Genomic DNA, 13,757 nt, shown 5'->3' on the forward strand with positions numbered 1-13,757 from the left:
TCTCCAGAAAAGATGTAGCATCGGCAAAGTGCGGCGACGGGGCTGAAGGGAGCATGCGTTGACGACTGACCGGGCCACGCCGGTACCGGCGCCCACCCTGGCCGTACGGATCGGACCCGAGTCACACACGCTCGACCCCGAGGCCGGCGTCGCCGTCATCGGCAGGGACGCCGACGCCGCGGTGCGGCTCAACGACGATCGGATCTCCCGCTCGCATGTTCGCTTGGAGCCGCGCCGTGAAGGTTGGCAGGCCATCGATACCAGCACCAACGGGATATTCGTCGACGGCGTGCGTCGCAGCTCAGTACTCGTCACCGCCCCCACGACCATTCACCTGGGAGCCGCGGACGGTATTCCGGTGAGTCTTACGCCCGGCGATCCGGCGGAAGCGACCGTGGTGACCGCGGGGGTCGAGCTCGACGACGAGGAAAAGTGGGAAGAGCTGACCGAGGCCGATCCCGGCGTCGTTCGGGCCGGCCGCGCAGTGGCCGCCCGGCGACGCGAACTGGACATCACCCAGCGCAGTCTGGCCAGGGACAAAATAATCAACGCGGGCACCCTTATCGCGTTCGAGAAGGGGCGCAGCTGGCCACGTCGCGGGACACTGGCCAAGCTGGAAGAAGTCCTGAATTGGCCCGCCGGAACCATCACCCGCATCCGGAACGGAGCTCCCGTCGGGCACAACGGCGAGACCACCGAGGTGTTGACCGATACCGTCCAGGCGCCGTTGATGGCCGAGGCGGTCGAGCTAGCCATGCACACCATCGCCACCGCGCTGGAAGCGTTACCTCAGCCGTCGGAACCGGAATTCACGGCGAAGGCCAGCACCATCCTCGCCGACCTGCGCAAGCTCGAGACGGTGGCCGCCAACGCCGCCCGGAATGCAAAGGGCACGCCATCGGTGGTCCTGGCGCTGAGCGCCGTACGCCGGACTTACAACGAGTTGATGCTGCGCGCCGCGCGATCGCCATCGGCGACCTTGGGCCAGCGGCTGTACGGCGCGCGGCACCAGGCCGAGCTGAGCCTGGAGGAGGCCGCCAACGCCGCCGGACTGCCCAGCGCGGTCCTGCTCGACGCGGAGTCGGAGCGGCCCATCCCCCCCGACGCCGCGACCGCAATCGAGACCCTCATCGCGCAACTGACGATCAGTTGATCAGTTAGCTCATGTCCTCGCGAAATCGGTTGTAGCACAACTGCTCATCGCCGGTGACCCCGGAGCGGAAAGCGGTGATACGGGTGAAGCCGGCCGGTACGGTGGCCCCGTTGACGTCCGTCGCGACCAGTCGGTTGGTGAGCAGCCCGGCGACGGCCTCGTCAAGGTCGCCGGCCGTCATCCCGAAGCTCTTGCCCGACGGCAGCTCTACCGGCTCGGCCATCTTGCGGTGGGCCACCCCGGTCAGGCAGGCGGTACGCAGCGCTGCGGTCGCCGTGTCCAGCGGTACGCCGCGCTGGCGTTCCAGCGCCAACATGTATCGCGACATGACCACCGACAGTGCCGTGTCATCGCCTTGAACCAGAACATAGTCCGCCTCGTCTTGAGGCTTACCGAGCTTCTGTAAGGCCGCCAAATTGACCGTAATCGTGTTGGTGGCAGGGCAATACGCTGCCGGAGGGCCACCGTGCGCGTCCGGGCAGTCCGCAGGCGTCAGCGAAAGCGTCGGGGGCTGCGCGGGGGAGAAGAGCTTGTTCAGCGCGTCCATCAGCGTCGACAGCGTGTCCTCGTTGATCGGGACCTCGCCGGTCTCCAGCTCACCTTCGGGGTCGACCTGCAAGGCCATCGGCAGATCGCCGCGACGGTGATTGATTTCGTCCATGTCGATCGCGGCGCAGTCCGCGCTATTCCCGACAAAGCCGGTCTGGAATGCGCTGACCCGGTCGAGCGCCGTGCCGTGTCCCTTCTTGATCAAAGCCCGGTCCCTGGGGGTCAGCACTGGGTCGCGGCCGGTGATCACGCCGGCCAGCACGTGGTCGAGGCCATCGCCGGTGCTCATGATGAAGCGCGGGGAGTGACCCTCGGCCACCCACCGCAGATACACCCCGCCGAAACAATCGGCCTGCTGCTCGGCCACGATGGTCGGGGTGTTCTCGTTGACCAGATCCGCCATGCTCTGCACCGCGTGCCCGTACTCGTGTCCGATCAGCCCCGCGATGGCCACGTCACCGAAGAAACGACGACCGGTCGGCACGAACAGGCCGCGATCCCACGCCATCAGGTTCTCGGGCGGGCAGTAAAAAGCGTTGGCCAGCTTGTAGGTTCTGTTACCGCAGACCCGCTTGCCGCCCTGGACTGTGGAGTCGTAGGACACCAGGTCCTCGACGGGGGTGAACGTGCCGTGCAGCGACTCGCTGTAGTGCTGCTCCCAGAACTGCGCGACGTCGTTGATCGCCAACAACGCCAGCCTGTCGTCCTCGCCGTTGTCGGTGCCGTGCACCGTGCCGGTGGGCTGCGGGCCGTCGTCGCGGATACCGCTGGGACCGTCTGTCGCCGGCAATCCGCCGACCTCGAACGGGTCGTACAGCGGCGACAGCGCTCGCCCGCCGATTGTGGTCTGGCAGCCGACAAGGACGAGTGCGGCGCAGGTCGTGGACAGTGCCGCAGTCACCGTGCGAAACATCAAGACATCGTCTCATTGCTCTGACCATTGGTTGCCCGCTTTTTCCAGGCGTTCTCCGACACGAACTCTTCGAGCGGCCGCCCCAACGCCCAGCCGTCCAATTCCAGCGTCGGCCGCTCGGGAAATTCGGGCACCGGGCCCAGGCACAGGATCGCGACCGGCTCGGCATCGGCGGGCATGGACAGCAAGGCGCCCAGCCGACGCGGATCGAACAGCGACACCCATCCCATGCCCAGGCCTTCGGATCTTGCTGCCAGCCAAAGGTTTTGGATGGCGCACGATACCGAGGCGAGGTCCATCTGCGGCATGGTGCGACGGCCGAAGACGTGGCTCTCCCTGCCGTCGCACAGCGCCACCACCAAAAGCTCGGCGCAATCCAGGATGCCTTCGACCTTCAGCGCGAGAAACTCCTGCGCTCGCGGGCCCAGCGCGTGAGCGGTAAGCAGGCGCTCCTCGTCGACCAGGGCGTGGATGCGCTGCCGCAGCGACTGGTCGGTGATCCGCACGAACCGCCACGGCTGCATCAGCCCCACATTGGGCGCGGCATGGGCAGCGTGCAGCAGGCGAGCCAGGACGTCGTCGGACACTTCGCTGCCCGGCACGAATCGGCGCATGTCACGCCGCTCGGAGATCACGCGATACACCGCATGTCGCTCCTGCGGGCTGAACGCGTGATCGCTCACAGGGCCATCGTAGAAACCGAAACGCTCGGCACCGTGGAGACTCGACGTCGGAAAGGAGTCGTTCTCATGAAGCTTCCCGAGTCACTCGACCAGCTGCCGACCAATGGTGTCGCCGGGTGCGCCTACGGCGAGCCCTACCAGACCGCCGATGGAGCCACCGTGATCCCGGTTGCCCGGGTCCGCGGTTCGGCTGCCACCCCGATCGGCGTGTTCGTCGTCCACGGCGACAACGCTTCCTGGGTACCGGCGCTCGACGAGAACCGGATCGCGCTGATCGGGGTAACCACGGGCCTGCTGGCAGCGGTGATCGGTTGTCTCGCCGTGCTGCGCCGCCCGCCGTGGCCAGACCTACGTTACGGCCGGTAGGGGACGCCGACCGCGCGGAAAACGTATTCCGGCGGTACGTCGAAGCTCAGCGACCGGCGCGGCAACCCGGTAAGCACATCGCCGGGAATCGCCGCCTTGTAGTGCAGCGAGAGATGACCGACGAAGGTTGGGTCCACCCGGCCGAGGTCGAGATCAACCTGCAGGCCCGTCGACGCGATGTGCGCCGTCGCCGCACCGGACTGCGTTGTGTCCCAGCGCACGTCGACGGTGGGGCCGGCCAGCTTGGGTAGCGACGACAGGGTCGCCAGCACCCGCTGCGAGGTGAACACCAGCGACCCGACATAGCTGGCGACGCTGTGCGCCGAGCGCAGGCCGGGGATCGCGCCACTGAACCGTCGGGTGACTGCGACGTAGTCGGCGAGGTAGATGACGCCTTCCGCCTCGACCTCTGCCCGCACTCCGTCGGGCAACTTGCCGATGCCGAAAAGCCTACGGACGATTACCGCCATCAGCCCAGTATGCTCGGCCGTCATGGTGTCGGTCCGGCCGACGGCCGTGGCCGTCTGCGCTGCCGCCGTTGCTGTGGTGGTCTATGCGGCGATGTGGTTGGGGTATCGGCACGGCTCGAGCTGGCTGAACTCCCTCGACTCGCCGTCCTTGGCCTCGTTGCACGGCATCGGCGTCAAACATCCGGCATGGGTGCGGTTCTGGGACATTTTCTGCACGGTGTTCGGGCCGGCTTCTTTCCGTCTGCTCGGTGCGGTGGCTGCGGTTGTCGTGGCGGTGCAGCGCAAGCTGCGGGCCACGGTGTTCTTGTTGGTCAGCATCCAGTTCAGCGAACTGGTCGCACGGGTGGCCAAGGATTTGGTGCAGCGTCCCCGACCGGTGACGGCGCTGGTCCACGCTTCCTGGTCGTCGTTTCCGTCCGGGCATGCGGTGGCGGTCATCGTCGCAGTGCTGTCACTGCTGACCGTGGTGGTGCCGATGATCAACCTTCCGCCCCTGCGGGTGGTCGCGGTCGTGGCCGGCGCACTGATTGTGCTGGCGGTCGGGTTCGGGCGGGTCGCGTTGAATGTGCATCACCCATCTGACGTGCTGGGCGGCTGGGCGCTTGGATATCTGTATTTCGCGTTGTGCGCGTGGGTGATTCGCCCGTGGGCGACCTCACTCAACGCGCGTGCGTGCGCACCCGCAACCGCAGCCGGAACCGAACGAAGCCAGCGACCAGCAGGCTGAGCAGCATCAGCATGCCCATGTCGACCAGCCAGGCCCGCGCCACATGCCGCCAGAATCGGTCGGCAGGCAGCGCTGCCTCGACGTGGTTGAGATCGACGGTCGACGCGGCGGCGGCGAAACCCCAGCGGGCCGGCACCAGCCATGACGCCTGGTCGAGGAGCAGCCGCCCGGTCACCGGAATCAGGCCACCCGCCAGCACCATCGAGACCATGATCGCCACCACCAGCATCGGCAGCACCTGCTCGGTGGAACGAGCCAGCGACGACAGGGCCAGCCCGAACATGGCCGAGGCGATTGCGGTGGCCGCCAGCGTCAGATACAGCTCGGCGACGCCGTGCCCGACCCCATTTCCCAACACCACCGCGCCGCGGGTGGGCGTGCCTTTTCCGACACCCATGATCGCGACCAGGATCGCGGTCTGGATCAGCGCCGCGACGCTGTAGACGACGACCTTCGCCGCGAGATACGCCGATGCGGCCAGGCCCACGGCTCGCTCGCGCTGGAAGATCAGCCGTTCACCGACCAGGTCGCGAACGGTCAGCGCCGTACCCATGAACACCGCGGCGATGTTGAGCAGGATCAGGATGTCGATGGGCTCTTCCGGTTGTGGCCCGCGCGGGTCGGCGTAGCCCAAACCGGTGCTGCCGGGCACCGCCAGCGACAGCACCCCGAGAATGAACGGCAGCAGCGCCAGGAACGCGAAATAGCCTCGGTCGGAGGCGATGAGCCGGGTTTGGCGGCGCACCAAGGTGAAGACCTGACGCCACCAACTGGTCTGCGGCGGCTTGCCCAGCGGTCCCGTCGCGCCGGTCGGCGCCGACCGCCGCGGGCCCGCGGGGTGGCGGGCCAGAAAGGCCCGGTGCACGGCGTCGGGATCGGTGCTGACCCGGGCGAAGATGTCGGCCCAGTCGGTGCTGCCCATCGCCTTGCCGATCTGCGCGGGCGGGTCGGCGAAGGCGGTCTTGCCGCCCGGCGCCAAGAGAAGTAGTTGATCGCACATGTTGACGTAGGTCAGCGAATGGGTCACCACGATCACCACCCGGCCGGCGTCGGCGAGCCGGCGCAGCATCGTCATCACCTGCCGGTCAAGCGCCGGGTCCAGCCCGGAGGTCGGTTCGTCGAGGATCAGCAACGACGGACCCGTCAGCAGTTCCATGGCCACCGACGCGCGTTTGCGCTGCCCACCGGACAGCTTGTCGACACGGGTCTTCTTGTGTGGCGTCAAGTCGAGCTCGTCGAGCACCCGCTCGACCACCTTGTGACGATCCTTGGCCGAAGTGTCCGGCGGCAGCCGCAGTTCGGCCGCGTAATTGAGCGCGTGCTCGACGGTGAGCTGGCGGTGTACCACGTCGTCCTGCGGCACCATTCCGATGCGGGAGCGCATCGAGGCGTACTCGGCGTGCACGTCGTGTCCCTCGAAGCTGACCTCGCCGGCGCTTGGCGAGGTCAACCCGCCGATCAGCTTGACCAGTGTGGACTTTCCGGCGCCGGACGGCCCGATCACCGCGGTCAGCGTCCCGGGTCTCGCGGTGAACGACACGTCTTCTAACAGCGGGCGCCCATCGATGGTGAGTGCCAAGCCGCGCGCGGTGAGTCCGCTGGTACGCGTCGACGCGGTCCGCGGGACCAGGGTGTGGCCGTCGGCCACCAGGTCGGTATTGCCGATGGTGACCACGTCGCCGTCGCGCAACGGCGCGCGGGTGGTCGGTGTGCCGTTGACGAATGTGCCGTTGCTGCTGTTGTTGTCGCGGATCTCGAGGCCGGCCGGGGTGGATACCAGCACCGCGTGCACGCGGGAGGCCAGCGCGTCGTTGACGGCGATCGTGTTGGTCTTGGCGCGCCCGACGGTCGCCGAACCGCGTGGGGCCGCTAGTCGCGGCGGGATCAGCATCCGCATCGTGTCGCCGATCCGCTCCGCGACCGGCGGCCGAGGCTGGGTCCGCGGATTTTGGGGTTGCAACGATTTCGGAGACGCGGCAACGCGGAATGTCAGTTGCGGCCCGCGGGGGCTACCCAGCGCGATGCTCTGGCAGTCGCGGATCGGGACCAGGGCGGTGCGGGAGCCGGAGAGGTACACGCCGTTCTGGCTTTTGTCGACAGCCACCCACTGCGCGCCGTCGAACCGCAGGATCGCGTGCGCGCGCGATATCAGCGTGAGGTCGCGGGGATTGCCGTCGTGCAAACAGATGTCGCAGTCACGATCGCGGCCCACCACGACTTCGCGGTTCGCCGGGAAGGTGTACATCGCCGACCCGAGCCACACGGTCAGCGGCGGCGCGTCGCGCTCGCTCATCATGGCGAGCCTGGTCGTGGTTACTTCACCGGAAGGGGTGTTGCGGCGATATGTCGATGTCATCCAGTGCTTTCCATAGTCTGGGGTTGCGCTGTACCGGCCCGGCCGATGATATAGACGCATCGCACGATTGGCCGATGGCGGACGCCAGGTTGCGGCCCGGCAGTGACCTGATCGACGCTAAACCTTTACTTGACGCCACGATTGCGCGGCATCGACCATGTAACGATGCGCCGACTGCTGGCTCTGCTGTGCGCTGCTGTGTGCGCGGCGTTCGCGGATCTGGCGGCGGCCGCGACGGGCGCGGCAGTCGGCGCACCCTGGTTCGCGCCCTCGGTCGGCAACGCAACTCAGGTGATTTCCGTTGTCGGAGTTGGTGGTTCGGATGCGAAGTTGGATGTCTACCAACGTGGAGCGTCGGGCTGGCAGTCGGTCGCGGCCGGCATACCGGCACACGTCGGATCGGCGGGTCTTGCGCCGCAGGCCAAGAGCGGATATCCGGCGACGCCAATGGGGGTGTTCGCCTTGCCATTTGCCTTCGGCACCGCACCCAATCCCGGTGGCGGATTGAAGTACGTTCAGGTCGGCCCCGACCACTGGTGGAGCGGCGATGACGGAAGCCCCACCTTCAACACGATGCAGGTCTGTCAGAAGGCTCAGTGTCCGTTCGACACGTCGGCGAGCGAGAATCTCCAAATCCCCGAGTACAAACACGCGGTGGTGATGGGCGTGAACCCGGGCCGTGTTCCGGGTAAGGGCGCCGCGTTCTTTTTCCACACCACCGACGGCGGACCGACAGCCGGCTGCGTGGCGATCGACGACGGCACGCTGGTGCAGATCATCCGGTGGCTGCGCCCCGGCGCGGTGATGGCGATCGGCCAGTAATCACGCCAGCGCGCGACCCGGTTTCACCTTGAAATCGATGTTCGCCAACGACATCGTCGCCTCGTAGGTTCGGTCGTAACCCGTCGCGCTGATCCGCCAGCCGTCCTCGGTGCGCCGGTATTGGTCGTGGTAGAAGGCGGCCCCCATCAGCATGAAGTTGTACTCGGCGACGATAACCCGGTCTTGCAGATACCAAGTGCCCGAAGCGGTGTCGCCGCTCACGGTGATTTCCGGGTGGGTCACCCGATGCTCCGTGACGACGTTCGGCCCCATCGCCGAGCGCATGTAGTCGACCAACTCGGTGCGGTCGGTGAAATGCAGCTCCTTGCCGAGCGACGATCCGTAGTCGCCCTTGATGTCCTCGGTGAGGGTGTCGGCGAAGTCGTCCCAGTGCTTGGTGTCCAGTGCACGCAGATAGCGGTACTTGACCTGTTTGATCGCTTCGACGTCGGCCAGATAGGCGGCGTGATCGTGTGGGCTCATCAGGTCATTGGAGCACACCCGCGGTCAGCGCTGCAGGTAGCGGGTGACCATATCGATCAGCGCCCGTCGCTCACGGTTCCAGTCGATCGTCGTCCCGACGATCATCTGCGCCAGCACCACGCCTCTGAGCGCCGCCCAAATCACTTCGGCCACCCCGTCATTGGACGGATCGTCGGTTATCAGCCGACCGAGCTGGCTGATCGCATCGTTCATTTCGGCCAGGTGGCGCCGCGAGGAACCGCCCGGGCCGCCGCGGGTGGCGCGCAGAATTTCGAAGGCGGCCATAGATGTCGGGCTGCTGTAGCAGCTCCACGCGGTGTCGACGACGACCTCGATGCGGTCGGCCAGCGGCAGTTCGCTGACGTCGGCCGAGGAGAGTGACTCGACCAGCTTGGCCACGCCGTCGTCGACCACGGCCATCAGCAGCCCGTTGCGGTCGCCGAAGTGATATTGGATGACGCCCCACGTCACGCCCGCGCGTTCGGCAACATGCTTGGCGGTTGCCGCGTCGAATCCCTCCTCGACGATGCAGCGGACCGTCTCGTCGATGATTTTCGCCCGAGTGTCATCGCCGCGTTTGCGCGGCGCGGTGGTGCGTCGGGTGGGAGCGATAGACATTGTTGACTTTATAACATAGTCACGATTATTTTTGGGCAGGTGAGCCACTCTCGGTATGCCCGACTGTCCCGTCAGGAGCTTGCCGTGCTGGTGCCCGAGCTGCTGCTGATCGGCCACATGATCGACCGCTCGGGCATGGCGTGGTGCATCAAGGAGTTCGGCCACGAAGAAATGCTGCAGATCGCCATCGAGGAGTGGGCCGCGGCAAGCCCCGTGTACACCAAACGCATGCAGCGGGCGCTGAACTACGAGGGCGACGACGTACCCACCATTTTCAAGGGCCTGCAGCTCGATATCGGCGCGCCGCCGCAGTTCATGGACTTTCGTTACACCATCCATGACCGCTGGCACGGCGAGTTCCACCTCGACCACTGCGGTGCGCTGCTCGACGTGGAGCCGATGGGCGACGAGTACGTCTTCGGCATGTGCCACACCATCGAAGACCCGACGTTCGACGCCACCGCGGTGGCGACCAATCCGCGCGCACAGATGCGTCCGATCCACCGACCGCCTCGGGTTCCGTCGGACCGGCACCCGCACTGCGCGTGGACGGTCATCATCGACGACTCCTATCCCGAGGCCCAGGGCATTCCGGCGTTGGAGACCGTCCGCCAAACCCGCGCTGCCACCTGGGAACTCGACGCGATCGACCGGTCCGACGAGGGACTGGCAGACTACTCCGGCCCGCTGCTCTCCGACTTCGACTTCGGCGCGTTCTCGCATTCGGCGCTGGTGCGCATGGCCGACGAGGTGTGCCTGCAGATGCATCTGCTGTACCTGTCCTTCGCGATCGCGGTGCGGACACGGGCAGGATCCGATGCCGAGCTGGCCAGGTCGGTGGGGACCCGCCAACTGATCGGCCTGGCCGGGCTCGGCGCCGAGCGCATCCACCGCGCGCTGGCACTTCCGGGCGGGATCGACGGCGTGCTACGGGTTTTCGAGCTGCATCCGTTGTTCAACCCGTCCGGTTACGTCAACGCCGACATCGAGGACAGGCTGCGTGTTCGTCGTTCGCCGGCGCACGATGACGCCGCATGGGTCTCGCTGTGCTCGCTGGAATCTACGCAGCCGTTGCAGGCGATCGCCACGGCGGTGGACCCGCATATCGAAGTTCGGCTCACCGGGAGCAGTACCGAGTGGACCGCCGAATTGGCCGAAACCGAGACTGCCGCAACAGAGTTGCCGGAGGTATCGGTGGCCAAGGTCAGTCGCGGATCGACGTTTCAATTCCAGCCGAGGCGTTCGCTGCCACTGACCGTGGTGTGAAGCGGCGCGACCTGTCAAGGGCTGCGCCTGTATCACTTCGGTGACACAACCGCATCGACCGCATACCGATGAGGTTGTGCCAGGCCTTGATTGCCGGTCCACGGTTATGGTTGACGCTGGCCGCCGACCGCTATCGACGAAAGTATTCGCTTTATGTATGACCCGTTGGGGTTGTCGATCGGGACCAGCAATTTCGTTGCGGTGCGTAACGGGACTCCGCCCGTCATGCGCCGCGCCGTGTTGACTCTTTTCCCCAACCGCCCGCCTGAACTCGGTGTGCCCGCCGAGGACTTGAACCCGAGCGATACCGGCACGTTGATGGCTGGCTTCGTCGAACGGGTCGGCGGCTCAACCGCTCTGGCTTCCGCCGACGGGACGACTCATGACCCTGCGCTGCTGCTGGTCGAGGCGCTCGACGCGATGATCGGCCTAACAGGTGGCGATGCCCCTGGCTCGAATATCACGATCGCCGTTCCCGCGCACTGGGGGCCGGAAGCCCTGCGGGCGTTGCAGGACGCGTTGCGCACCCATTCTGGTTTCGTCGGAAGCGGCATCCCGCCGCGGCTGGTTTCGGACGCGGTCACGGCGTTGACGGCGTTGAACTCCGGTGCGCGCCTGCCCGCGGAAGGAGTAGTGGGTCTGCTCGATTTCGGCGCCGGCGGCACGAACATCACGCTGACCGACGCCGCGTCGGGGTTTACGCCCATTGCCGACACGATGCGCTGTCCGCAATTTTCCGGCGACCTCATCGACCAGGCGCTGCTGGTTCATGTCTTGGACCACATCGGCCACACCGGTGGGGGCGATCCGGCGAGCACCGCCGTCGTCGGGCAATTCGCCGGTCTGCGTGAGGAGTGCCGCCGGGCAAAAGAGCAACTGTCCGATGAGACGGTCACCGAGTTGGTTGCCGAACTGCCAGGACACAGCTCCCGGGTCACGGTGACTCGAGCCGAGCTGGAGAGCCTGGTCGAAAGACAACTCGTCGATGTGTTCTCCGCCTTCGATGCCATGTTGCGGCGCAACAAGGTTCGCAGGAAGGGGCTTGCGGCCTTGGCGATGGCCGGTGGCGGCGCGCGGATCCCGCTGGTGGCCCAGCGGCTTTCGGCACATGCCAAGACGTCGGTCGTGACGGCCGTGCAGCCCGCGCACGCGATGGCGGTCGGTGCGGTAATGCTCGCGTCGCGAGGGCCGGGACGACACGAGGAGATCGAAGCGCCGACATCGGCCACCGCGATGGCCGGCGCCGTCACCGGCAGTTTCGCGGCGTCCACCGGCACGTTCAGCGCACCCACCGGCGGTTTCGGTGCGAGCGGCCTCGATTCCTTTGTCGGCGAAGACCCCTCGGAGACACTTCACCAGTTGGCCTGGTCGGAGGCCGACGCCGGCAACGACCCGGTGTTCTACACCGGTGAGCCCTACGATCTCGATGGCGGCGCCACCCCGTCGCAGCGTCTACTGAAGGTTGAGCCGCCCGATGAGCCACGACGGCGATACCGCTTGCCGCAGTTGCTTTTCGGACTCGTCGCGCTGATCTCGATGATCGCCATCGGCGGCGTGGCGTTCACGTTGACCAGCGCGACCGACCACCAGGCGCCGCCGGCGACCGGGAGCACCACCGTCGTGCCCCCGCTGCCGGCCAGCTCCAAGCTCCCATCGCCGAGCCCGCTCCCGCCGCCGCCGAGCGCTGCGCCCTCGCCCAGCGTCGCGCCGCCGCCCACCAGCGTGGAGCCTCCTCCGCCGCCCCCGCCCCCGGTGACCACCACGTATCGACCGCCCACCACCAGCCAGCAGGCGACGACAAGCACCACGACGACCACCACGACGACGACCACCACAACTACGCCGCCGCCGTCCACCACGACGACGACTACGACAACGGTGCCGATGACGACGACGTACTTGAACCTCCCGTTCGTGCCGGTTCCGATACCGGTTCAGGTGCCGGGGGGCCAGGGCAGCCCTAACCAGCCGGGTCTCCCTAACCAGCCGGGATTCTGAACCTGAGAGCCGGCTGAGACACCTGGGAGCCAGCTGTGACTCCCGGCCACCCATCTGGTGCCGGCGTAATGTGGAAGTGCCGAATCGGTCGGGCGCAGACCGCCTGCCAGCCGTTTCGGCACACCAGAACCTGATAACGCCGAGCAATCGGGAAGTAGCGGCAGTGGAGATCGTACTTGGTGTCTCGATGGCGCCGACGACGGTCCGCATGGTCTTAGTCGAAGGCGAGAACGCCGACGGCGTCAGCGTCGAGGAGGCCAGCTTCGAGGTCGCCGCCGAGGGCGGCGCGCCCGAGCAGGTCATTGCCGCGATCCTCGGAACCCGGGAAGGCGCCGCCGAAGCCGGCTATCGGTTGATGTCGACCGGGGTGACCTGGACCGAGCCGACCGAGGTCTGTGCATTAGGGGACGCCCTCGCTTTCCGCGAGATCCACGACGTCATGTTGGTTTCGCCCCTGCTGGCGGCGGCGGCGTTGACCCAGACGGTCGGCCTGGCAATGGATTACGGGTCCACCGCGCTGTTATTCGTCGAGCCGGAAAGCGCAACGTTGGCCGTGGTCGATACCGCCGACGGGTCGATCGTCGATGTTCGCCGCCAGGCTGTGCAGGGCGATTGGCACAGCTCCGAGGTGGTCAACGAGGTGGCCGCGATGATTGCTGCACTGGACGCGTCGGAGTCGCGGCCGGACGGCGTGTTCGTCGTCGGTTGTGGCGTTGACATCAATTCGATCAAGCCGCAATTGGACGCCACGGTGTCGGTTCCGGTGAGCGCGCCAGAGGAACCGGACATGGCGCTCGCTCGTGGGGCGGCGCTGGCATCGGCGAACGCGCCGCTGTTCGTGTCGTCGACCGCGGCGCTGGCCTACGCGCAGGATCCGGGCACCGGCGAGGTGATTCCCAACCTCGCCTACAGCGCGGTGACGGATCAGGCAGACGAGGTGCGGCCACCCGCCCGGCGACCGTTGCTGCTCGCGGGCAGTGGGCTGGCGGCGGTCGTCCTCGTTGGCCTTGTGACGCTCGCGATTTCGCTGGCAGCCGATATCGGGCCGACGCACGGAAGCGTCGTCCCGTCAACGGAGGTGCCGGTGGCGCCGAGCACTCACCCGCCTGCTGCGGCCGCACCGGCGCCATCCGCGCCGCCGGCAGCACCGCCGCCGTCGGCAGCACCACCGCCATCGGTGGCGCCGCAACCACCGCCGCAGACCATTACCGCACCGACTCCGGTGGTGCAACAGTTGCCGCAGCGGGCGGTGACCCCGGCGCCGGTGCACCGGGCGCCGGCTCCCCAAGCGCCGGCCTATACGCCGCCGCCGGCCGCTGAAGCACCGCCGCCCCCGGCAGCGCCTCCGCCTCC

13 protein-coding genes are annotated in these 13,757 nt (G+C 67.0%); 7 read left to right on the forward strand and 6 right to left on the reverse strand.

Features of this window, described 5'->3' with window-relative positions:
* Positions 1 to 58 precede the first annotated feature (58 nt).
* Entirely contained in the window at positions 59 to 1,153 is a 1,095-nt protein-coding gene (locus AWC06_RS07850; RefSeq protein ID WP_085196113.1) for an FHA domain-containing protein, read from the forward strand.
* A 4-nt stretch (positions 1,154 to 1,157) separates the two neighbouring features.
* On the opposite strand, the gene AWC06_RS07855 is transcribed toward AWC06_RS07850, so the two are convergent.
* On the reverse strand, positions 1,158 to 2,615 hold the full coding sequence (locus AWC06_RS07855; protein WP_085196115.1) for a neutral zinc metallopeptidase: 1,458 nt from the start codon (positions 2,613 to 2,615) through the stop codon (positions 1,158 to 1,160).
* Positions 2,615 to 3,298, reverse strand: a complete 684-nt coding sequence (bluB, locus tag AWC06_RS07860; protein WP_085196117.1) for a 5,6-dimethylbenzimidazole synthase — start codon at positions 3,296 to 3,298, stop codon at positions 2,615 to 2,617. Before bluB ends, AWC06_RS07855 begins: the two co-directional genes overlap by 1 nt.
* 66 nt (positions 3,299 to 3,364) lie before the next feature.
* On the opposite strand from bluB, the gene AWC06_RS07865 reads away from it, so the two are divergent.
* Entirely contained in the window at positions 3,365 to 3,664 is a 300-nt protein-coding gene (locus tag AWC06_RS07865; protein WP_085196119.1) for a hypothetical protein, read from the forward strand.
* Here the strand turns inward: AWC06_RS07865 and AWC06_RS07870 are convergent.
* A complete protein-coding gene (locus AWC06_RS07870) occupies positions 3,652 to 4,134 on the reverse strand; it encodes a hypothetical protein (protein ID WP_085196136.1) in 483 nt (160 codons plus the stop codon). The two genes, AWC06_RS07865 and AWC06_RS07870, sit on opposite strands and share 13 nt — an antisense overlap.
* Positions 4,135 to 4,156: 22 nt before the next feature.
* Between AWC06_RS07870 and AWC06_RS07875 the strand changes: the two genes are divergently transcribed.
* The gene (locus tag AWC06_RS07875; protein ID WP_085196120.1) at positions 4,157 to 4,861 is read left to right on the forward strand and encodes a phosphatase PAP2 family protein; all 705 of its coding nucleotides are present in this window, start codon (positions 4,157 to 4,159) and stop codon (positions 4,859 to 4,861) included.
* Here the strand turns inward: AWC06_RS07875 and AWC06_RS07880 are convergent.
* Positions 4,794 to 7,154, reverse strand: a complete 2,361-nt coding sequence (locus tag AWC06_RS07880; protein WP_085196122.1) for an ATP-binding cassette domain-containing protein — start codon at positions 7,152 to 7,154, stop codon at positions 4,794 to 4,796. The two genes, AWC06_RS07875 and AWC06_RS07880, sit on opposite strands and share 68 nt — an antisense overlap.
* Before the next feature lie 228 nt (positions 7,155 to 7,382).
* On the opposite strand from AWC06_RS07880, the gene AWC06_RS07885 reads away from it, so the two are divergent.
* Positions 7,383 to 8,039, forward strand: coding sequence for a L,D-transpeptidase family protein (locus AWC06_RS07885; RefSeq protein ID WP_085196137.1), 657 nt, complete (start codon positions 7,383 to 7,385; stop codon positions 8,037 to 8,039).
* Here the strand turns inward: AWC06_RS07885 and AWC06_RS07890 are convergent, their stop codons facing one another.
* On the reverse strand, positions 8,040 to 8,522 hold the full coding sequence (locus AWC06_RS07890; RefSeq protein ID WP_264480470.1) for a nuclear transport factor 2 family protein: 483 nt from the start codon (positions 8,520 to 8,522) through the stop codon (positions 8,040 to 8,042). It abuts the gene before it with no gap.
* Positions 8,523 to 8,546: 24 nt separating this feature from the next.
* A complete protein-coding gene (locus tag AWC06_RS07895; protein WP_085196126.1) occupies positions 8,547 to 9,140 on the reverse strand; it encodes a TetR/AcrR family transcriptional regulator in 594 nt (197 codons plus the stop codon).
* Positions 9,141 to 9,179: 39 nt separating this feature from the next.
* Between AWC06_RS07895 and AWC06_RS07900 the strand changes: the two genes are divergently transcribed.
* From AWC06_RS07900 to AWC06_RS07910, 3 genes are all read left to right on the forward strand, one after another.
* Positions 9,180 to 10,406 carry a hypothetical protein gene (locus AWC06_RS07900; RefSeq protein WP_085196128.1) on the forward strand — a complete coding sequence of 409 codons (1,227 nt, stop codon included), beginning with the start codon at positions 9,180 to 9,182 and terminating at the stop codon, positions 10,404 to 10,406.
* A 153-nt stretch (positions 10,407 to 10,559) separates the two neighbouring features.
* Positions 10,560 to 12,404: an Hsp70 family protein gene (locus AWC06_RS07905; RefSeq protein WP_085196130.1), complete on the forward strand. Its 1,845-nt coding sequence runs from the start codon at positions 10,560 to 10,562 to the stop codon at positions 12,402 to 12,404.
* A 163-nt stretch (positions 12,405 to 12,567) separates the two neighbouring features.
* The coding region (locus AWC06_RS07910) for a DUF7159 family protein (protein WP_085196132.1) at positions 12,568 to 13,757 on the forward strand (1,190 nt) is incomplete at its 3' end.

Source organism: Mycobacterium fragae, from assembly GCF_002102185.1.
Taxonomy (GTDB): Bacteria; Actinomycetota; Actinomycetes; order Mycobacteriales; family Mycobacteriaceae; genus Mycobacterium; species Mycobacterium fragae.

Bases quoted from the DNA above. Each gene is read 5' to 3' on its own strand.
- AWC06_RS07855 (WP_085196115.1), bottom strand. From the start codon at position 2,615: ATGTTTCGCACGGTGACTGCGGCACTGTCCACGACCTGCGCCGCACTC.
- AWC06_RS07865 (WP_085196119.1), top strand. From the start codon at position 3,365: ATGAAGCTTCCCGAGTCACTCGACCAGCTGCCGACCAATGGTGTCGCC.
- AWC06_RS07870 (WP_085196136.1), bottom strand. From the start codon at position 4,134: ATGGCGGTAATCGTCCGTAGGCTTTTCGGCATCGGCAAGTTGCCCGAC.
- AWC06_RS07875 (WP_085196120.1), top strand. From the start codon at position 4,157: ATGGTGTCGGTCCGGCCGACGGCCGTGGCCGTCTGCGCTGCCGCCGTT.
- AWC06_RS07880 (WP_085196122.1), bottom strand. From the start codon at position 7,154: ATGAGCGAGCGCGACGCGCCGCCGCTGACCGTGTGGCTCGGGTCGGCG.
- AWC06_RS07885 (WP_085196137.1), top strand. From the start codon at position 7,383: ATGCGCCGACTGCTGGCTCTGCTGTGCGCTGCTGTGTGCGCGGCGTTC.
- AWC06_RS07890 (WP_264480470.1), bottom strand. From the start codon at position 8,522: ATGAGCCCACACGATCACGCCGCCTATCTGGCCGACGTCGAAGCGATC.
- AWC06_RS07895 (WP_085196126.1), bottom strand. From the start codon at position 9,140: ATGTCTATCGCTCCCACCCGACGCACCACCGCGCCGCGCAAACGCGGC.
- AWC06_RS07905 (WP_085196130.1), top strand. From the start codon at position 10,560: ATGTATGACCCGTTGGGGTTGTCGATCGGGACCAGCAATTTCGTTGCG.